Annotated in this window: 17 protein-coding genes; 6 read left to right on the plus strand and 11 right to left on the minus strand. The window is 65.9% G+C overall.

Annotated elements, in window-relative coordinates; translation table 11 throughout:
- Positions 1–184: 184 nt before the first annotated feature.
- Positions 185–964, minus strand: coding sequence for an acyl-CoA desaturase (locus tag HUW62_RS00005; RefSeq protein WP_163868741.1), 780 nt, complete (start codon positions 962–964; stop codon positions 185–187).
- Between the two features lie 86 nt (positions 965–1050).
- Between HUW62_RS00005 and HUW62_RS00010 the strand changes: the two genes are divergently transcribed.
- Entirely contained in the window at positions 1051–1689 is a 639-nt protein-coding gene (locus HUW62_RS00010; protein ID WP_176433173.1) for a TetR/AcrR family transcriptional regulator, read from the plus strand.
- Between the two features lie 168 nt (positions 1690–1857).
- Positions 1858–3117, plus strand: a complete 1260-nt coding sequence (locus tag HUW62_RS00015) for a GAF domain-containing sensor histidine kinase (protein WP_176433174.1) — start codon at positions 1858–1860, stop codon at positions 3115–3117.
- A gap of 81 nt (positions 3118–3198) precedes the next feature.
- Here the strand turns inward: HUW62_RS00015 and HUW62_RS00020 are convergent, their stop codons facing one another.
- The 4 genes from HUW62_RS00020 to HUW62_RS00035 form a co-directional block, all read right to left on the minus strand.
- Positions 3199–5217: a hypothetical protein gene (locus HUW62_RS00020; RefSeq protein ID WP_176433175.1), complete on the minus strand. Its 2019-nt coding sequence runs from the start codon at positions 5215–5217 to the stop codon at positions 3199–3201.
- Between the two features lie 264 nt (positions 5218–5481).
- A complete protein-coding gene (locus HUW62_RS00025; RefSeq protein WP_163868738.1) occupies positions 5482–6417 on the minus strand; it encodes an alpha/beta fold hydrolase in 936 nt (311 codons plus the stop codon).
- Positions 6418–6424: 7 nt separating this feature from the next.
- Positions 6425–6790 (minus strand): MerR family transcriptional regulator, encoded by a 366-nt coding sequence (locus HUW62_RS00030; RefSeq protein WP_176433176.1) that lies wholly within the window; start codon positions 6788–6790, stop codon positions 6425–6427.
- Between the two features lie 47 nt (positions 6791–6837).
- Complete coding sequence (locus HUW62_RS00035) at positions 6838–7770, minus strand: LysR family transcriptional regulator (protein WP_176433177.1); 933 nt, start codon at positions 7768–7770, stop codon at positions 6838–6840.
- Between the two features lie 103 nt (positions 7771–7873).
- Between HUW62_RS00035 and HUW62_RS00040 the strand changes: the two genes are divergently transcribed.
- Positions 7874–8278 carry a RidA family protein gene (locus HUW62_RS00040; protein ID WP_163868735.1) on the plus strand — a complete coding sequence of 135 codons (405 nt, stop codon included), beginning with the start codon at positions 7874–7876 and terminating at the stop codon, positions 8276–8278.
- A 73-nt stretch (positions 8279–8351) separates the two neighbouring features.
- Here HUW62_RS00040 and HUW62_RS00045 read toward each other — a convergent pair whose 3' ends face one another.
- The 3 genes from HUW62_RS00045 to HUW62_RS00055 form a co-directional block, all read right to left on the minus strand.
- Positions 8352–9341, minus strand: a complete 990-nt coding sequence (locus HUW62_RS00045) for an aldo/keto reductase (protein ID WP_163868734.1) — start codon at positions 9339–9341, stop codon at positions 8352–8354.
- A 66-nt stretch (positions 9342–9407) separates the two neighbouring features.
- A complete protein-coding gene (locus HUW62_RS00050; protein ID WP_163868733.1) occupies positions 9408–10160 on the minus strand; it encodes a carboxymuconolactone decarboxylase family protein in 753 nt (250 codons plus the stop codon).
- Positions 10161–10352: 192 nt separating this feature from the next.
- A complete protein-coding gene (locus HUW62_RS00055) occupies positions 10353–10514 on the minus strand; it encodes a hypothetical protein (RefSeq protein ID WP_240356829.1) in 162 nt (53 codons plus the stop codon).
- A 51-nt stretch (positions 10515–10565) separates the two neighbouring features.
- Between HUW62_RS00055 and HUW62_RS00060 the strand changes: the two genes are divergently transcribed.
- On the plus strand, positions 10566–11957 hold the full coding sequence (locus HUW62_RS00060) for a hypothetical protein (protein WP_163868727.1): 1392 nt from the start codon (positions 10566–10568) through the stop codon (positions 11955–11957).
- A gap of 12 nt (positions 11958–11969) precedes the next feature.
- Here the strand turns inward: HUW62_RS00060 and HUW62_RS00065 are convergent, their stop codons facing one another.
- Together HUW62_RS00065 and HUW62_RS00070 are read right to left on the minus strand one after the other, a co-directional pair.
- Positions 11970–12434 carry a hypothetical protein gene (locus tag HUW62_RS00065; RefSeq protein WP_163868732.1) on the minus strand — a complete coding sequence of 155 codons (465 nt, stop codon included), beginning with the start codon at positions 12432–12434 and terminating at the stop codon, positions 11970–11972.
- A gap of 113 nt (positions 12435–12547) precedes the next feature.
- Complete coding sequence (locus tag HUW62_RS00070) at positions 12548–14143, minus strand: PKD domain-containing protein (RefSeq protein ID WP_163868731.1); 1596 nt, start codon at positions 14141–14143, stop codon at positions 12548–12550.
- A 316-nt stretch (positions 14144–14459) separates the two neighbouring features.
- On the opposite strand from HUW62_RS00070, the gene HUW62_RS00075 reads away from it, so the two are divergent.
- Positions 14460–16211, plus strand: a complete 1752-nt coding sequence (locus tag HUW62_RS00075) for an ATP-dependent endonuclease (RefSeq protein ID WP_176433178.1) — start codon at positions 14460–14462, stop codon at positions 16209–16211.
- A gap of 64 nt (positions 16212–16275) precedes the next feature.
- On the opposite strand, the gene HUW62_RS00080 is transcribed toward HUW62_RS00075, so the two are convergent.
- The gene (locus HUW62_RS00080; RefSeq protein WP_176433179.1) at positions 16276–16425 is read right to left on the minus strand and encodes a hypothetical protein; all 150 of its coding nucleotides are present in this window, start codon (positions 16423–16425) and stop codon (positions 16276–16278) included.
- A gap of 185 nt (positions 16426–16610) precedes the next feature.
- Here HUW62_RS00080 and HUW62_RS00085 point away from each other — a divergent pair, with 185 nt between their 5' ends.
- Entirely contained in the window at positions 16611–17840 is a 1230-nt protein-coding gene (locus HUW62_RS00085) for a M56 family metallopeptidase (RefSeq protein ID WP_240356828.1), read from the plus strand.
- Positions 17841–17899 lie beyond the last annotated feature (59 nt).

The following is a 17899-nucleotide window of genomic DNA, read 5'->3' on the forward strand; positions in this document are numbered from 1 at the left end:
GGCGAGGTTTGGGGAAGGGCCGGAAGTCGTCCGGTCCGTGACGTGACTTCCCTAGAGCACGGCGTGTGCCAGCCTCTCGCCGTCCTCCCCGTGTGCCGTTTCCCCTCTGAAGCGCCTCGTCCAGGTCAGCCTCCGGGGCCCTGTCCCCGGTGTCCGCGGTCATCGAGGGTGATGACCGCTGTCATCAGGCCCGGGCCTGCGTCGCGTCCAGTTGCTCGGGCCGGGGGATGAGGTAGGCGCGGTCGATGGTCGCCAGCCCCAGCCGCTCCAGCGCGAGGCAGGCCACGAAGCCCAGGTCCACCTCGTAGCGGTGGTGCGAGAAGGACGCCGAGCCCGGATAGGCGTGGTGGTTGTTCTGGAAGCCCTCGCCCATGATGAGCCAGGCCGTCAGGTGGTTGTTGCGCGAGTTGTCCCGGGTGTCGAAGTTGCGCCCGCCCACCGCGTGCCCCAGCGCGTTGACGAGGCCGCCCTGCACCGGGTGGCTCATCATCCCCAGGAAGTACGCCGCGCCCAGCACCCAGCCCACGCTCAGCGCCAGCGCGAGCCCCACGCCCGCATGCAGCGCGTACGGCAGCCACCAGAGGTTGTTTCGGTTGAGGGCGTTGAGCGGGAAGTCGAGGTCCTTCGCGTACTTCGTGTACTCGGGCTTCTGGCGCATCAGCCCGACGATGACGCGCTTGTAGTTGCGAAGCTGCTCGCCCGCGATGCCCAGGAGCCCCACGTTCATGGGGGAGTGCGGGTCCAACGGGGTGTCGGAGTGCTCGTGGTGCAGCCGGTGCATCACCACCCACGCCTTGGGGTCCAGCCCGGTGAACCAGTTGCCTCCCACCACGAGCAGGCGACGCAGCGCCGGGTGCAGCCGGACCGCCTTGTGGGCGAGCGCGCGGTGGTAACCCACGGTGATGACGAGGATGTTGAGCAGGTAGGCGCCGGCGAAGACGAGGCCGCAGAGGATGAGGTACACGGAAGGTCTCCCGAAAACCGGCGGGTAGCCTACTTGCCGGTAACTTACGATTCGGTAACCTACGCTCCAGTAGCCTAGAGGTCAAGGTGGCCAAGAAGCAGCGTCTGACGGGGCCGCAGCGGCGCGCCCAATTGCTGGAGGTGGGCCGCGAGCTCTTCGCCTCGCGGGGCTACGAGGCGACGGCCATCGAAGAGGTGGCGGCGCAGGCGGGGGTCTCCAAGCCCATCGTCTACGAGCACTTCGGGGCGAAGGAGGGGCTCTACGCGGCCATCGTCGAGCGGGAGATGGACGGGCTGGTGCAGCGCATGTCGGACGCCATCGCGCAGGGCAGCGCGCGCGAGCGCTTCGAGGGCGCGGTGGTGGCCTTCCTCTCCTACGCGAAGGAGGAGCCCGCGGGCTTCGCGGTCCTCACGCGGGACTCGCCCACGTCGAGCGCCCGGCGGGGCCTCACCCGCGTCATCGACGACCTGGCGCAGCGGGTGGGAGACATCTTCCAGGCGGAGTTCAGCCGCGCGGGCTTCAACCCCAAGGTCGCTCCGGTGTACGCCAACGCGCTCGTCGGCATGGTGACGCAGGTGGGGGTGTGGTGGGCGGCGGAGGGCCGTCCCATCTCGCTCGAGCACGTGGCGAGGCACGTGGTGGCGCTGGGCTGGATGGGCCTGCGGCACCTGCCGAGCGAGCCCGACGCGCAGGGGTCCCGGCCCAAAGGCAAACACAAGAGTTGAGCCGCGGGGTGCCCAGGCGTCTTCTCTTCGCTCTCAGTGAAGAAAAGAGGGGGAGGCGCCGCGAAACATCCCATTCCCCTTGTCTCAAGTAGGCTGGTCAACAGACGGAGGAGCGGGCGTGGGGATTCCAGCAGTCCTCCGCGCGGCTCCTCGCATTAAGGTCGTCGCATGAAATTTCTGGGTGAGCTGGACGCGGCCTCGCTGGCGCGGACGCAACGGTGCAACCGCCGCCTCGGGGATCCGAACCGGTTGCAGGCCATCCGGGAGACGGGGCTGATGGACACGCCCCCGGAGGAGGCTTTTGATCGCCTCGCCCGCCTGGCGGCGCAGCTCCTCGATGTCCCGTTGACCATCATGTCCCTGGTGGACGCGGACCGGCAGTTCTTCAAGGCGGACTACGGCCTGGCGTCTCCGTTCAAGGAGACCCGGACGTTGCCGATTGACGCTTCGCTGTGCCGCTACACGCTCGAGGGAGAGCCCATCATCTCCTCGAACGCGCCCGCCGACGTGTTCCTGAAATTCCATCCCTCGACAGGGCCTTGGGGAATCGTCGCCCTCATCGTGCTCCCGTTGATCAACCCGGAGGGACACGTGCTGGGGACGTTCTGCTGCATCCAGCCCAAGGTGCGCGAGTGGACCGAGCAGGACCTCACGGTGATGCGGGAGCTGACGGCGTCCATCATGACGGAGGTCAACCTCCGCAATCAGATAAAGAAGCTGAAGACCGAGCAGAACCTCCGGGACACGTTCGTCGCGGCGCTCACCCATGACCTCCGCACGCCCCTGACGGCGGCGAAGATGAGCGTGCAACTGCTGGGCAGGCGCCATGCGGACCTCGCGAGCGTCCAGACTTCTGTGACTCGCGTCAGCGGGAGTCTGGACCGCGCGGAGCGCATGATTCAGAACCTGCTGGACGCAAGCCGCATCCAGGCCGGCAAGCAGGTGGCGCTGGAGATGGGCGAATGCGACTTCCACGCCGTCACGGCGCAGACGCTGGACGAGCTCGCGGCGCTCTACCCGGAGCGCTTCGTCCTGAAGGCGGAGGGCGTGTTCAAGATGAAGGCGGATCCGCTCGGGCTGCGCCGCATCGTCGAGAACCTGGCCTCCAACGCGGCGAAGTACGGCGCGCCGGGCACCCCGATTGAGGTCCTGTTGGACCGGAGCGAACGCCAGGTGTCGCTCCAGGTGCGCAACCAGGGCCTCCCCATCGCCGCGGACGAACTGCAGACCATCTTCGAGCCGTTCCACCGCACGAGGTCCGCGGCGGAGAGCGCCGAGAAGGGCTGGGGCCTGGGGCTTCCCCTGGTGAGGGGCCTGGCCGAAGCGCACGGGGGAAAGGCCACGGTGACGAGCTCCGCCGAGCAGGGCACCTGCTTCACCGTGACCCTTCCGCTTGACACGACGTCCGAGCAGCGGCGCTCGGCATGAAGGGGCCGGCGTCTGTTCCAGGGGCGCGGGCGAAGTCACCCCGCGCTCCCTGGGCTCATGCCTGGAGCCAGGCTCCGTCCCTCAATTCACGTTGAGATAGTAGAGACCGCAATGGCTGTTGTACCCATCCATGTTGACCAGCACGGTCTGTCCTTGCTGGAGGTTGATGCTGACCGAGGACTGGAGTGAGGTGCCGTTGTCGTCGTTGCAGGCCAGGGACGTGCCGCTCGCCAGGTCGAGGACCTCGATGACCGTGTCATAGTTCGAACCCGCGCTGGAGAACGTGTAGGCGCGGGTCGCGGGAGCCGTCCAGAGCGCGCTGGAATCGAGCGCGGAGGGGCTGTACGCGCAGGTCGGGCTCCAATCATTATCGCCGAAGCATGTATCGCTCGACATGATGGGAGAGCCCAGGCTCGACCCCACATTCAGGCCAATCCTGTGGATGTTCAGCTTGAAGTCGCCGCACGCCGAACTGAAGCCATCCACGAAGATGCGCAGGCGCTGACCCGGCACGAGGAAGGGGGTCTGGACCATGGATTGACGCGTGTTGCTGGCATCGTCATTACAGCCCAGGACTTCACCGGTGTCGGCGTCAGTGATGGCCAGGATGGTGTCAAAGGTCGAGCCAAACGTCGAAATCACGTAGTATGAATTGCCTTGAGGAGGCGCAGTCCAGTAGAAGCCCTGGTCCGGCGCGAAGCTCGACACGCAAGTGGGCTGGTAGCTGTTGGACCCGCCGCACGTATTGCCTTGCGCGACATTGGGTCCCAATACCACGCCAAGGTCGAGATCTCCGATGCGCTCGGATGCGGAGACGAGGGCGTAGGACGTTCCTCCCTGAGAGACTTCGAACATGGAGTAGAAGGCCTGGTTCGCGTTCTCCCAGAACAACGCACTGCCAGCGCGTCCATTGCTGGACATGAGGACGAGTGAGGAGTCCAACCAGGTGGGAGCGGCGCTCGTGGAGGTCCACGTCCCGGTTCGATACTGGGTGGGTCCATATCCATTGCTGCCGAGCGTGAAGTCCGAAATCACGATGCGGAACTGGGACTGCCCTGCCCGGGTGGCGGAGTTGACGTCGATGATGGCTCGACGCGGCAGGAGCAGATGGTTGCGCCAGGTGTCACTCGGGTCTCTCGCGTTCTCGTAGCGCAACTCGGTTCGCTCGCTGCCATTGATGATATCGCTCGTCGCCAGGTAGAAGTCACCCGTCGAGCGGTTCGCCGTCAACGAGAGCGCGACGGAGCCTGTCTGGCTTGCTCCAGCGGGGGTGCTGGTCGCGAGGACGTTGGGCCAGTAGATGGGCGAAGGGGTCGAGGGCTTCTCCGCCACGGACAGTCCGAAAAATCCTTCGCTGCCGCATCCGGCGTAAGGAGTCGAGTAGCTATACCAGGCAATGCGCACGATGGGCGCCGACGAGGGCGTGGCACCGTCAGAGACGGCGATGCTGGGGTATGTGATGCTGTGGCTGTAGCAGAGGGTGAAGAGATTCACGTCGGAAGCCGTGGGGACAGGCGCCGTCTGGCTTGCCGGAAACGTTGCGTAGACCACCTGGGAGCCGGTCGACCAGGTCAAGTGGACGTCGCTCCCATGCGCTGCAATCGATGGGTTCCTGGCGGTGCCACTCTTGAAGTCGGAGGTCACCTTGAAGGGAGTGCTCCATGCTCCACTTGGGCTCCTCGAGCGATAGTGGACCTGGCCGGTTCCGTTGCCGTCCACCACGTTCCGGACATAGACGAGCCCGAGAGTCCCATCGTCCGTGGCGGCGAGCGAGGGGCGCACCGCCAGGGAAGGCTCCAGCACGATGGGGTTTGACCAGGACACCCCATCCGCCGAAGCCGAGTAGTAGATCGTTCCATTCAACTCCCAGACGGAGTGCAGCCCGCTGGAGGTCGCGACAGCTTTCTTGCCATTGACGTAGGAGAGGACCGTGTTCGTCACCAGGTTGGAGTATTGAGTGATTGTCGCCAACCCCAATCCTTGTTCCAGCTCTCCAAGTTCGGAAGGGGGCGTGTCCTCACCTGGGCCACAGTTCACCGCGGCAATCATGCCAATGCACAGCAATGAGAGACGGTAGAGGCGGTTGGGAATAGGCAGCATGCCGGAACCTCCATGAGTCGTGGCATATTTCATGGGTCGACGTCCGTGTTCGATGCAAGTAGAGTGCAGGCCTGGATTTCATGCAAGTCAATATTATATTGCAAGACATGTGGTAGGGTGCGGCCGGGTGTCGGGCAATGTGCCGAGGCGTCACTCGGCGTTTCGAGGGGGCCATCATCAAACGTCGCGACAATGAGCTGCGCGCCTCTTGCTGCGAAAAGGCAATCCTCACTTCATCCGCTTCAGCTTGTGTCTGCCCGAATCTCAGTGAAGACCGTCGAGGAGCGCGACGAGCGCTTCCGGCTGTGAGGCGAATGGAGAGTGAGAGGCCGCCAATGACTCGACGGTGAAGGCATTGCCGGGGGTGAAGGCGTTGGCCTCGCGAATCATCAACTCCTGGAGCGCGGGGGCCAGGGCGCGGTCCTGGGTGCAGCGGATGTAGCCGCGAGGAATGCGGCCCCAGCGTTCCTTCGTCGCTCCGACCTTGGAGGTCCAGAGCGACAAGGGGAGGTCCGGCGTCAGGGAGAATGCGAAGGGCAGGAAGTCCGCCATCGGCACGTCCTGGTAGTACGCCGCGCGAAGGGCCTCCAGGTACTCCGTGCCGCCGCGAGGGTTGATGCGCACCGCGCCCAGCTTCCCCGGGTCGCCGAGGAACAGCGTCTCTCCGTAGCCGGTGCGCGCCTCGGGCAGTGCCGCGTAGCCACTGGGGCTGCCCAGGCGCAGCGGGCAATACGCGCTCAGGTAGACGAGCCGACCGATGTGCTGTGGCGCCAGCTCGCCTGCCCGGGTGATGACTGCGCCACCCACGCTGTGGCCCACGAGGACGGGCTTCGTTCCGCCGGCTCCCTGGCGCAGCTTCTCCAGCGCGGCGACCACTGCCGCGGCGCAGTCCTCCAGGGTGAGGTCCGCCTGGAGTGAGCGCTCGTCGCGGAGGCTCACCGTGTCGCCCTTCACATAGGCCGAGGGAAAGCGCGCATTGAGGCCGTGCCCGGGCAGGTTGATGGCCACCACCTGATGACCTCGCGCGGAGAGCGCCTCCGTGACGCGCGTCCAATGGAGGGCGTTGTGCCAGGCGCCATGCACGAGGAGGAATGCGCGACGAGGTTGCTTGCCCCGCTCGGGCGTGGCGGCGAGGGCGGCTTGCAAGGGGAGCGTGCCCGCGCCCAGGAGGGCGGTCTTCATCAGGTCGCGACGCTTCATGAGGTCCTTATCGGGTGGGGGGCTCGGAGCGGGCGTTCGCGCCGAGTGCGCGAGCGAGCCGGTCTCGACGCGCCGTGAGCTCCAGGAGTTGCCGGTCGAACTCCGCCAATCGCTTGCGGTGGAGCGCGAGCGCCTGCGGGCAGACGACATCCGTGACGTCGCGGAGCATGCAGGAGGGAAAGGTGGTGATGTCCACCAGGGAGAATCCCCGTTGGATGAGGTGGGCCACCTGCATCACCCGGGGGACCGACTGCGCGTCGAACTCCCGATAGCCATTCGCGCGTCGATTCGACGTGAGCAGTCCCGTCTTCTCGTAGTGACGGATGGAGCGCGCACTGCAGCCCGCGCGTCTGGCGAGTTCTCCGATGTTCATCCGGCTCTCCTGGAAACGAACGTTAGCCCCTGACACCAGTGTCAAGGTCAAGGCCTGCTGTCGACGGGCTGGGCGAGAGGTGACTTCGCGCTCCATTGCTTGGCCATCAGGTCAATGAAGCGCCGCACCTTCGCTGGCAGATGACGCTTGTTCGGATAGAGCGCCATGATGGGGACGAACTCCGTCTCGCAAGAGGGCAGCAGCGCCTCGAGTCGTCCGCTCGCCAGGTCTTCGTCGACCAGGAAATCGGGCAGGTAGGCGATGCCCAGTCCCGCGACGGCCGCGTCTCGAATCGCCTCGCCGCTGTCGAGCCGAAGGCGGCTCTTCCCCTCCACCATCACCCACGCGCCGCCCTTCTCGCGCAGCCGCCAGCGCTGTCGTCGAGCCCCGCTGCTGAAGAGCAGACACTCATGCGTCGCGAGCTCCTCCAGCGTCGCGGGCTCGCCACGCGCATCGAGATAGGAGGGCGCGGCGCAGATGACCACGCGGTGTTGGGCGACGACTCGGGAGACCAGTCGCGTGTCCGAGCTCGTCACGTTGATGCGCACGGCCAGGTCGTAGCCCTCCTCGATGATATCCGCGACGCGGTCGCTGAAGCTCACCTCCGCCTGCACCTCGGGCCAGGTCCGCAGATAGTCCCGCAACAAGGGAAGGACGAGCAGTCTGCCGAAGGCGCCGGGCAGGGTGAGCCGCAGCACGCCACGGGGTTTGCCCGTTCGCTGCCCGACACTGGCTTCCGCGTCGTCCAGGGCCGCGAGGACCTGCTTGCAATGCGCATGGAAGACGCGGCCGTCGTCGGTGAGGCTGAGGTGGCGCGTCGTGCGATTCAGCAGGCGCACTCCAAGGCGGGACTCCAGCCGGGTCAGGGCCTTGCCGGCCGCCGAGCGGGTCAGTCCGATGGCTCGGCCACCCCCGACGAAGCTGCCCGCTTCCACGACGGACATGAAGGTGAAGATTTCATCCATCTGGGTGCGTTTCATCGTGGCCAGCGACTGTAGCGCCCGCGTCGCTGGAGTGGGGAACGCCGTTCGTCAATGGACTGGGTATATGAGTCCCACAATCACTTCCTCATGGAGACCTCACATGCCAGTGACCTTGCTCAATCCCGACGGCCTCTTGAAGACCGACGTGTACCGACAGGTGGCGATTGCCACCGGCACCCGGCAGGTGCACATCGCGGGACAGGTTGCGTATGACGCCGAGGGGCAGCTCGTCGCGCGGGGGGACCTGGCGGGACAGGTGGCCCAGGCCTATCGCAACGTCGCCATCGCCCTCGCCGCCGCAGGGGCGACGTTCAGCGATGTCGTTCGACTGACGTTCTACGTGGTCGACTGGAAGCGAGAGCTGATGCCCGACTTCCTCGCCGGCATCGCACGCGTCTCCGAGGAGTTGAAGATTGTCCCCGCGCCGGCCTCGCTGATTGGCGTCTCCGTGCTCTTCGAGCCGGGGGTCCTCGTGGAGATTGAAGCCACCGCGGTCGTGGGCTGACGCACGCGGCTCCCTCGCTCATGAGCGCCCCACCGCCGTCGCATCCGAGGGTGGGGCGCGACGCTCGTCGGCCTCAGAGGCCCGTGCGCTTCTCCATGGCTTCGGTGTAGCGCTCGCCTTGCACGGTGATTCGCGCGGCTTCGTCGTCGAGAGTCCGCAGCTCGTCTGGCAGGAGCTGGAGCTCCGCCGCGCCCAGGTTCTCTTCCAGCCGGTGCAGCTTGGTCGTCCCAGGGATGGGCACCATCCAGGCCTTGCGCGCGAGCAGCCAGGCGAGGGCCACCTGGGCGGGCGTGGCGGTCTTCTGCTTCGCCACCTGCCCGATGAAGTCCACGAACCGCTGGTTGGCCTTGCGGGCCTCCTGGGTGAAGCGCGGCACGGTGTTGCGGAAGTCGCCCTTGGCGAAGGAGGTCTTCTCGTCAATCGTGCCCGTGAGGAATCCCCTGCCCAGCGGGCTGAAGGGGACGAAGCCGATGCCCAGCTCCTCCAGCGTCGGGATGACCTCCTCCTCGGGCTTGCGGAACCAGAGCGAGTATTCACTCTGCAGCGCCGCGACGGGTTGCACCGCGTGCGCGCGGCGGAGGGTCTTCATGCCCGCCTCCGACATGCCGAAGTGGCCCACCTTGCCCTGCTGGATGAGCTCCTTCACCGCGCCGGCGACGTCCTCGATGGGGACGTTCGGGTCCACGCGGTGCTGGTAGAAGAGGTCGATGCGGTCGGTCTTCAGACGCTTGAGCGAGGCTTCGGCGACACGTCGGATGTTCTCTGGGCGGCTGTCGTTGCCCACCTGCCTGCCGCTCGCGTCGTAGCTGAAGCCGAACTTGGTGGCGATGACCACCTGCTCACGGACGGGCGCGAGCGCCTCGCCCACCAGCTCCTCGTTGGTGAAGGGGCCGTACGCCTCCGCGGTGTCGAAGAAGGTGACGCCGCGCTCGACAGCGGCGCGCAGCAGCGCGATGGCATCCTTGCGCGCCATCGCCTTCCCGTAGGCGAAGTTCAGGCCCATGCAGCCGAAGCCGATGGCGGAGACTTCGAGGTTGCTCTTCCCAAGTTTGCGCTTCTGCATGGTTCGCTCTCTCTCCAGCTCTCGCGCGACGGGCACGGGAGGCAGGCGGTGACATGATGTCCTGAATCAGGGGGACGTGCCTTCGTTGATGACCCGGAGCGCGTTGAGTGTTCGGGGGTAGCCGATGAACGGCAACAGATGGGTGACGGTGCTGACGAGGACCTTCCGGTCGTTGCCGGCCGCCAGGTTCCCGGCGACGTGTCCGGCGAGCTGGGCCTCACACCCGCCCAGGGCCGCGAGCATCGAGACGGTGAGCAGCTCGCGCGTCTTCAAGTCCAACCCCGTGCGCGTGAGATAGTCACCGAAGCAGTTGGCGGAGAGGAACGCCTGGATGTGGAGCTGGTCCTTGGGCGACTTCTTGTAGAGCTGGTCGACCGTGTCGCCAAAGAGGCGCCGCTGCACGTCGAGCCCCTTCTCCCGGCGACTCTCCGGGGTCGTCGTGGACTGGCCCTCCAGTGGCAGAGGGACTCCGCGCGCCTTCAACACCTCGTTGGTCGCGTGGATGAAGTCGAACACCTTGGCCATCCCGACGTAGGGCACGGCCTGGTAGAGGATCTCCTTGGCCTCCACCGGCGTGACGCCGACGTTGAGCGCGCCACCCAGCATCACCCGGTACTCATTGACGGCGTGGGAGGCGATGAGCGCCGCCAGTTGCACCATCAGCCGCGTCCTCGCGTCCAGGACGGACTCACGAAGTACCTCGTCGAAGGCCCAGTTGTCGAAGACCTCTATCAACTCGGGGTCGGTGACCTTCAATGTCGACGTGTGATTCGGGAACAGGGCGTCGTGGTTGCGCTGCGCTTCCTCACTGATGGCCATGACGGGTTCTCCTCGGAGGGGCGGTGGCGCCTGGCCGCACGGCAGGCACGGCGCTCTGTGTCGACACGAGAAAGCTAGGTCGTGGCTTCGTCGTGGACTATGCGCCGGGACCGCAAAAGGCCCTGAAGCCCAGGTTCACAAAGGAGGAGTGTTCCCGCACCCAGGCTCTTCGACTGGCGCCCCGCGGGCCGCCTACATGTGCTCGCCGGGCAGTTTGCTGGCCTGCTTCACCCATGCGGTGAACTGGGCTTCGTCGAGCGAGTCATCCTCGCGAATGTCGAGGTAGCGCGTGTTCGGGGTCTTCGACTCGCCGGGAGGAAGGGGGCGCAGCGAGCTGCCGTTGAGGAAGGCCACCTTGACGTACTTCGTGAAGCAATGGATGCCGAGGAACCAGCCAGGGATGCGGTGCCTTGGACCTCGAGGTGCTACGCGGGAACGACGAAGCAGGTCAACCTTCACATCGAGCGCCCGTGCGCGGAATGGTTCTATTCTAGCGGGATGGGCTACTTCTTCTCCGGGGGCGCCAACCTTCCATCGCGGCTCTTCTGGCGACTGCTGGGCGCACTCCTTCTCGCCGCGCTGTCGGGCTGTCGCGCCAGCTACGTGCAACAGACCGCGCAGATGCGCGTGCTCGCGGACGTCGGGCGCTACGACGACGCGCTGAAGGAGCTGGACGCCGCCACCACGCGCGAGGAATTGGACCCGCTGCTCGTCGCGGCGGACCGGGGAGGGCTGCTCCACCGCGCGGGAGATTGGGAGGCCAGCAGCCGGGTGCTGGTCCAGGCTTCGGCGCTCGCGGATGAGCACGAGCATGTCCGGGTGTCGGAGGAGTTCACCGGCAACATCCCCTGGCGCATGGGGGCCCTGGAGCGCCAGATGCTGCACACGCTCAACGCCCTGAACTACCTCCAGCTCGGGCGGCCCGAGGATGCGGCCGTGGAGGCGCGGCTGTCGAACGCGCTGAACCTCCAGCGGCACCTGGAGCTGCGGCTCCACGTGAAGATGGAGCGGCACCTCAACGTCATTCCCATCGACGAGGAGCTGCGCCCCTACCTGGTGCAGAGCGCCATGGGGCTCTACGTGAGCGGGTTGGCGCATGAGTTGGCGGGGAACGAGGAGTCGTCCTTCCTCGACTACCTCGCCGCCTGGCGAATCACCCGGAGCGCCCCGCCCGGAGCTCCCTCCCGACTGACCCACCTGGAGCCCAGGCTGCTCGCGGAGGCACGCCGACTCGGGCGTCCGGAGCTCGCGGAACTGGAGCGGCTCATTCCGACACCTGACGCGTCCGCTCCGGGGAGTGAGGCCGGAGCGTTGGTGGTCGTCGTGGAGGTGGGAAAGCTCCCGGAGCGGTGTGTCCTGCCACGTTCGAAGGAGGCCAGTGTCTGGACTGTCTGCCCCCGGCCCTGGAGCCGCGGACAGGTCCGCGTCGAGGTGGCGTCAGGAAGCTGGGGCGCGGAGTCCGTCACCTCCCTGGAGAACATCCTGCTGCGCCGTGGTGCCCTGGGCGTGAGCTCTGATTCGACGCGTGAGGCGAACCTGTGGGCGCGGGTCGGGTCCCTGTCCCTCTTCGTGCTCATTCCTCCGCTGGGCGGCTATCTGCTCGTGCGCTCCGCCATCGAACACGGGACGTTGATGGAGCAGGGCTGGCTCAGTCTTCCCGCCGAGTTCCAGGTCGTTCGCCTGTCGCTCCCACCGGGGAGGCACACCGTGCGCATCCTCGGGGGCGACCAGGAGGAGGCTCGCGAAGTCGACATCGGTCCTCGGGGCACCCAGGTGCTCGTCGTGCCGCTGCGCTGAAGCTCCGCGTCGCTACCGGGCGCGCTGTCCCGCCCGTCTGGCTCCCTCCCGGAACTTCGCCGCATCTTCTGGAGCGAAGCGAGTGAGCAGGTCCAGCTCCGCGGTCACCTCCCGGAGTTCGATGTCATGGGGTTGCATGGAGGGGCCGTGGCCTCCCGAGAGGAACTTCACGTAGCTGCGCCCTGCTTCTTCCCAGCCGCGCATGTACAGCACCTGGATCGCCGTCTCGTCGCGCCATACGACTCGGCGGATGGAGACCACCGCTGTCCGGACGCCATCCTCGCTTCGCGACTCGCTGTGGACGGACTCCGCCATCTGCTTGCCCGCCTCCCAGACCGTGTCCAGCGGGACGTCGTAGGCGTAGTCGTAGAGCTGCTGTCGCAGGTACTCGTCCTCGCCCATCATGTGGCGGATGCCACCACACCCCGTGGCGCAGAGGAGGGAGACGACGAGGAGGCAGCGCGGCGCGAGACTCATGGGCCATCACTCAAGCCCGTGGAGCCTCCCCTCCGCAAGCAGGGGGGCCCGTGTGACTGGAGGTACAGCGCCGACCCGCGAGGGTGTCGCGGGCCGGTGTCCTTCTCGAAGGGTCAGCGGACCTCGAACTCGTAGAGGCGCGTCGCCGGGTCTCCGTTCTGGGTCGGCGTCGTCACGTTGAGCTTGATGTAGCGCGCGGACGTCGCGGTGATGGCGTGGGTCGACGTGCTGTCGGTGTTGCTGCTCACGGTGACGGGCGTGCTCCACGTGGTTCCGTTGCTCGAGGTCTGGATGGTGAAGGCCCGGGTGTTCCAGCCCGTCGATTCGCCGCCCGCGCCCGCATGCTTGAGGGTGAAGCTGCTGACCGTCTGCGCCGAGCCCAGGTCCACCTGCATCCACGACGGGGAGACGAGTGAGCAGAACTTGTCGGTGGTGCCGCCCGAGACGCTGCCGTTGACCGCCTTGGCCGCCGACTCGCTGCTGTTGCATGCCGTCGAACTGGTGGTGGGCTTGTTCAATGCCAGGTTGGTGAAGCCCGCGCCGACCGACACCGTCTGCGTCTTGGTGTGGCTGGTGCCGGCGTTGTCGGTGACAGTCAGGGAGACGTTGTAGTTGCCGGCGCTCGCATAGGTGCGCGAGGGGTTCGTGGCGGTGGAGGTGGTGCCGTCGCCGAAGTTCCAGCCGCGCGAGGTGATGGTGCCGTCGGCGTCGGTGGAGGAATCGGTGAAGGTGGCGGTGAGGCTGCTGACGGTGACGCTGAAGTTCGCCACTGGCGGGGTGTTGCCGCTGACCGCGGTGTTGATGGCCGCCGCGTACTGCGCGCTCGTGCCCTGGGCGGAGCACCGCTGGATGTCGTCGTACAGCCACATGAAGCCGCCACGGATGCCCGCGCTGGTCTTCCATCCGCTCATCCGAGTCTGCACCGAGGCCGGGCTGTCGCCCGCAGTGCAGCCAGTGCCATGCCGGGACCACAGGCCCGGGTCCACCGTCATGCCCATCGCGGTGTTCCAGCTCGCCGGGTTGTTGCCGGCGCCGCCGTCGTACACCTGAAGGTAGATTTTATCGACCGCGCCGCCGAGGTTGTCCCGGAGGTTCCGCCAGAAGGTCTGCTGGGTGTACGGCGCGAAGGTGATTTTGTACCCCTGGCCAATCAGCATCTGTCCGAAGGTGGTGGTCGGGGCCAGGTCGTAGGCGCTCTCGTCATCGAAGTTCACCGCATCCGCGCCGGTGGCGGTCTTCAGCGCCTGGAAGTTCCTGTACAGGATGCTGTTGCTGCCGGTGCCGCAGACCAGGGTGGTTCCGCATCCGGCGGCGGTGCCGTTGACGAGCCTCGCCATGCGCTCGAAGTCCGGGACGCTCCAGGCGCCGATGGACACTTCGATGCGATTGACCGAGGTCGGCGCGGTCTTGAGCGTGGCCAGCCGGGTGGGCCATGCGGCGTCGCCCATGTAGGCGCCGTTCCTGACCACGGGGATGTCGTTGTAGACGAGGTCGCCGTTGTCCTCGATGTGGAAGCTCCACAGGATGATGGTGGTGAAGCCGGAGGCGCGCAGGTCGTCCATCACAGCGGTGCCGCCGGAATAGAACGGGCCTCCGCCGTAGACCGCCGAAGCGGCATTGGCGGTGGGCGCGGTGAAGACCAGGGCGAGCGCGGCGAGTGCTGGCAGCAGGCGGAAGAGGGGTGGCGCGGACTGGCTTGGTTTCGACATGGAGGGCTCCTCGGAATTGAACGACGCGATGGACGACGATGCGCGTTCGAGGGTGAGAGCCATTGCGCTCGCTCACACCCGCACGCGCTCCGGGTCGCCAACGTCGGCGACAGGCCAACCTTGGGAGCGGCGAATTCGCTGTGTCAATCTTTGGATGGATTCAAGCCAGGCAGGAACGTTGAAGTGCGAGTAGAGAAAGGCAGTCTCTGAACGGCCAAGACACGACCGACTGGCCTGGCGCTGCTCGCTGCATGGGTAGGAGGAACACTCCTATTCACTCGCCGAACGTGTCAGCATGGCACCACAAGGTGACTTGATGAGCCCGACCCTCTTCATTGAGCAGCTCACGTTCAGCGGTGGTGCGAGCGTCACGCTCGAACCCGACTCTATCGTCGTCATCGTCGGGCCCAACAACGCCGGAAAGAGTGCGACACTTCGCGATATCCTGCGACTTGCGCCCTCGCGGAGGCATGGCGGAGCGGCGACCCAAGTCGTCACTGACCTGATGGTGGGTCGCTCCGGGACGGTCGATGACTTCCTGGCGCGGATGGCTCCCTATCGTCTGCCGAATTCTCAGAATTATAGCCTCAAGGCGCTTGAGGACTCGACGCCACCCTTGTCACCGCATGAGACAAAATTCCGGGAACTCAACGTCGAACAGGTACGCGAAAACGAGCTCCGAACGTTCTGGGAGCAGAAAGAGGCATCTAGCGTACTCACCGAGTTCTTCTTCTTCCTGCTCGAGCCGTCTACTCGCTTCAGGGCCATTGAGCCTGCCAAGGTCTTCAATCTCGCGACAGACATTCCGTTCTATCCCATCCAGAAGATGTGTGTGGACTCAGCCCTGGCGAATCGGCTTAGTCGCTACTTTCAATCCGCTTTCGGCCAATCACTCATCGTGAATCAGACTGCTGGCTCCAGGATGCCGCTCCATTGCGGCGAGATTCCCATCCTGGAACCCGGCGAAGATCGGATCTCCCTCAGCTACGCCCGCAAGCTTGAGAAGCTCCCGCAGCTTCAGAACCAGGGCGACGGGATGCGCAGTTTTGCCGACTGCCTGCTCCATGTCGCGGCGGTCGACAAGACAGTCGTCATGATCGACGAGCCCGAGGCTTTTCTCCATCCGCCTCAAGCTCGATTCCTTGGAGCGCTGTTGGCGAGGGAGAAGCCCGCTGGCCGCCAGTTGATTATCGCGACCCACAGTGGAGATCTGCTTCGTGGCCTCCTGGATGCCAATCCCTCGTCCCTCAAGATCATCCGGCTCACCCGCGAGGGGGACCTCAACCACGCTCGTGCACTGGATACGGACAAGATTCGCACGCTTTGGGATGATTCCATCCTTCGCTTCTCCAACACCTTGGACGGCCTGTTCCATGAGCAGGTTGTACTCTGCGAGGCAGACGGGGATTGTCGCTTTTATGCCGCGCTTCTGAATGCAAGCCAGCCCGTGGACACGGGCGAGCGTAGGCCCGACGTGATGTTCACGAGCACCGGGGGAAAGCACAAGATTCCGAAGATTGCCGCAGCCCTTGTCAGTATTGGCGTTCCCACCCGCGCAGTTGTCGACTTCGATGTCTTGAACAGCGACTCCCCGCTCCAGGGCGTCATCGAAGCACTTGGCGGCAAATGGAGCGACTTCCATGGGAGCTGGAAGCAGGTCAAATCAGGCATTGAGCAACTCAGGCCGGAGCTGGAGACCGCTTACGTCAAGAAGGAGATCGAAAAGCTCCTGCAGGAGGTTAGTGGCACTACATTTCCGAACGAGACCGCCAAGCAAATCCAGGAGGTGATCAAGCGCGCCTCTCCCTGGGATTCGGCGAAACGGAATGGTCTGGGCGCGGTACCCACTGGGCAGGCGCTTCAGATGGCCGAGAGTCTCCTCGCTGACCTCAAACAGCTTGGTCTCTTTGTCGTCGATTGTGGCGAGATGGAGAGTTTTTACCGCACCATCGGTGGTCATGGAAACGCCTGGTTGGAGAAGGTGTTGCTCAAGGACCTCCATCAGGACCCGCGTCTCGAAAATGCGAGGAAGTTCGTTCGCGGACTTTTTTCCCTCAATCCTCCCTGACTCATTTGGACCTTATGTGGCGAGGCGGGCCCAGGCTTGTGGCCAGGGCTCCGTGTGACTCACGTCACGACGACGTGTCCGCCCTCTCCCGAGCGAGCTGCTCCACCAGCGCGGAGACCCGGAGTGAGCTCAGCATCGTGAAGTGGTCGCCCGCGATGTCATGCACCGTGAGACTTCCGGTGAGCCATTCGCGCCAGCCGAGGTCCTCGCGCACTGGGCCTCGGTGAGTGAGGGGCTGGTTGACGTTGAGGCGATTCAGGTGGCGCGCGGAGCTGCTTGACTACGGATGTAGTCACGCGTACCTTTTGACTACAGGTGTAGTCAAGCGGAAGGGTCCATGGCGGTTCCAGGACGTCGTGGCCCCGCTGAAGTCTCGGAAGCAGGGGAAGGAGTGCGCCCATGGGTACTGAATGGCTGATGACGGACTTTGGCTGGTGGGGCTCCGCGCTGGAGTGTCTGTGGCGGGCTTCCTGGCAGGGGGCGCCGTGGGCCGCCCTGGTCTGGGCGCTGACCCGCGCGGTGCCGCGCATGCCCTCCGCCCTGCGCGCGGGACTGTGGTGGCTGGTCTCACTCAAGTTCGTGCTGTCCCTGGGGACGCTGAGCCCGGTGCCACTTCCCCTTCTGCCCATGCCGGTTCAGGCGGGAGTGGAGTCGATGGGGCAGGGAGCGAGCATGGCCGCCCCGCTCCCCGTGGCTCCCAGCCGCGATGCGCTGCCCTGGCGACAGGTGGGCGCGGCGGTGCTGCTCGTTGCGTGGGGGTTGGGCGTGGTCTGGCAGCTCAAGGGACATGTGCGCGCCTGGAACGCCATGCGTCGCCTGCGCCTTCGCGCGGTGCCCCTGCGCCAACCCGACATCGAGAAGGCCCTCCGCGAACTCTCCTCCGCCGCGGGACTGCGCCGGGTGCCCTGCCTCCTGATGTCCGAGGAGGTGACGAGCCCTCTCGCCATGGGAATGCTCTCACCGGTGGTCGTGCTGCCCGCGCAGGGGGTCCGGTGCCTGGACCTGGAAGCATTGCGGATGGCATTGGCGCATGAGCTGGCCCACTTCCAGCGCCGCGACCTGTGGCTCGGCTGGGTGCCAGCACTCGCGGAGAGCGTCCTCTTCTTCCACCCACTCGTGCGCAAGACAGCCCGGGAGTATGCGCTGGCACGAGAGGAGGCCTGTGATGCCGAGGCTCTGCGTCTCACGGGGGCCGCGCCCGGTGACTATGGACAGCTCCTCCTCGCCTTTGGCGTCACCCGCACCCAAGGCACCGCCGCTGCGCTCGGTGCCTCAGCTCACATCCACACGTTGCACAGGAGGTTGTCCATGCTGGAACACGTCGATGTCTCCGCTCCGCGACGCCGGACTTCGTTGCGAGCGGCGCTGCTGCTCCTGGGCCTCGCGGTCCTCCTGCCGTTCCAACTGGTCGCTCGCGAGCAGCCCGAGTCGCAGCGGGCTCGCTCGGACTCGGCCGCCCAGGAGCTCGCGACTCCGGTTGCCGTTGCCCCGGAGGTGACGGCGGCGATGGCCCCTCCCGCGCCGCCGGCCGCACCGAGCCCCGAGACTGTCCCGGTTCCGGTTCCGCCCAAGCTTCCGTGGACACCCGATGAGGCGCTGTGGGCACCCGAGAGAGCCGACAGGTGCTGAAGAAAGTCCCGTGAGAGGGACGGGCCCGGGCTCATGGCCCGGGCCCTGGGTGAATCACA

Origin of the sequence: Myxococcus sp. AM011, assembly GCF_013372595.1 — a bacterium.
Taxonomy (GTDB): domain Bacteria; phylum Myxococcota; class Myxococcia; order Myxococcales; family Myxococcaceae; genus Myxococcus; species Myxococcus eversor.

What these genes read in the sequence shown, in the direction of transcription:
- HUW62_RS00040 (WP_163868735.1), top strand. Translation starts at nt 7,874, where the DNA reads ATGCCAGTGACCTTGCTCAATCCCGACGGCCTCTTGAAGACCGACGTG.
- HUW62_RS00045 (WP_163868734.1), bottom strand. Translation starts at nt 9,341, where the DNA reads ATGCAGAAGCGCAAACTTGGGAAGAGCAACCTCGAAGTCTCCGCCATC.
- HUW62_RS00025 (WP_163868738.1), bottom strand. Translation starts at nt 6,417, where the DNA reads ATGAAGCGTCGCGACCTGATGAAGACCGCCCTCCTGGGCGCGGGCACG.
- HUW62_RS00020 (WP_176433175.1), bottom strand. Translation starts at nt 5,217, where the DNA reads ATGCTGCCTATTCCCAACCGCCTCTACCGTCTCTCATTGCTGTGCATT.
- HUW62_RS00085 (WP_240356828.1), top strand. Translation starts at nt 16,611, where the DNA reads ATGGGTACTGAATGGCTGATGACGGACTTTGGCTGGTGGGGCTCCGCG.
- HUW62_RS00065 (WP_163868732.1), bottom strand. Translation starts at nt 12,434, where the DNA reads ATGAGTCTCGCGCCGCGCTGCCTCCTCGTCGTCTCCCTCCTCTGCGCC.
- HUW62_RS00015 (WP_176433174.1), top strand. Translation starts at nt 1,858, where the DNA reads ATGAAATTTCTGGGTGAGCTGGACGCGGCCTCGCTGGCGCGGACGCAA.
- HUW62_RS00070 (WP_163868731.1), bottom strand. Translation starts at nt 14,143, where the DNA reads ATGTCGAAACCAAGCCAGTCCGCGCCACCCCTCTTCCGCCTGCTGCCA.
- HUW62_RS00050 (WP_163868733.1), bottom strand. Translation starts at nt 10,160, where the DNA reads ATGGCCATCAGTGAGGAAGCGCAGCGCAACCACGACGCCCTGTTCCCG.
- HUW62_RS00035 (WP_176433177.1), bottom strand. Translation starts at nt 7,770, where the DNA reads ATGAAACGCACCCAGATGGATGAAATCTTCACCTTCATGTCCGTCGTG.
- HUW62_RS00075 (WP_176433178.1), top strand. Translation starts at nt 14,460, where the DNA reads ATGAGCCCGACCCTCTTCATTGAGCAGCTCACGTTCAGCGGTGGTGCG.
- HUW62_RS00030 (WP_176433176.1), bottom strand. Translation starts at nt 6,790, where the DNA reads ATGAACATCGGAGAACTCGCCAGACGCGCGGGCTGCAGTGCGCGCTCC.